Below are 562 nucleotides of genomic sequence, written 5' to 3' on the forward strand. Positions count from 1 at the left end.
TAAAGCTGAAGCTTTCAATCTTATCAAATCCAAATTTGGCTCCTTAGAGAAAGCCGTATCACGCTATTTCAAATCCATTGAGATTGAGCGCGTTCAGCGTGGCGACCTTGTACTGTTCAAAGGTGAGGACGGTGACAGTTTAGCGGTGGTCTGGGCGAGGTATTATTGGGGCGTAACCCCACAAGGCGTGAAGCCGGTGCAGATTAACCCAATCAAAGCGTGGAGAGTGGAATAATGGGGGGAAGTGGTGGATTAATTTCAAAAGTCGTGGGTGCTGGCTTAATGATTGCGGGGCTATTTACTGGAGGCGTCACCTCTGCGATAGGCATGGCACTGATGGCAGCAGGCGTCGCGGTTCAAGTCGCGGGTTCGCTTATCTTTAAGCCTAAACTACCTTCCATGAATTATCGAGATACGGGTGAACGCAAACAGATGTTACGTTCATCGTCTGCGCCTGAAACCGTGATCGTCGGAAAAACAGTGATATCGGGTTTGCTTTTCTTTGCCGAAGAAGAGGCGGGTGAACAAGATGAAAACGAAAAAATCACACTGGCATTAGCGT

The 562-nt window shown here is 48.4% G+C and carries 1 protein-coding gene and 1 pseudogene; both read left to right on the forward strand.

From position 1 onward, the window contains the following. Positions 1-235, forward strand: a 235-nt coding sequence (locus ACNART_RS17880; protein WP_416303686.1) for a DUF6950 family protein, incomplete at its 5' end; no start/stop codon positions are given. Continuing rightward, a pseudogene (locus tag ACNART_RS17885) lies at positions 235-562 on the forward strand (phage tail protein); the annotation flags it as partial. The gene ACNART_RS17880 and the pseudogene ACNART_RS17885, both read left to right, overlap by 1 nt.

It is taken from the genome of Proteus sp. LHD240705 (genome assembly GCF_047921555.1).
Taxonomy (GTDB): domain Bacteria; phylum Pseudomonadota; class Gammaproteobacteria; order Enterobacterales; family Enterobacteriaceae; genus Proteus.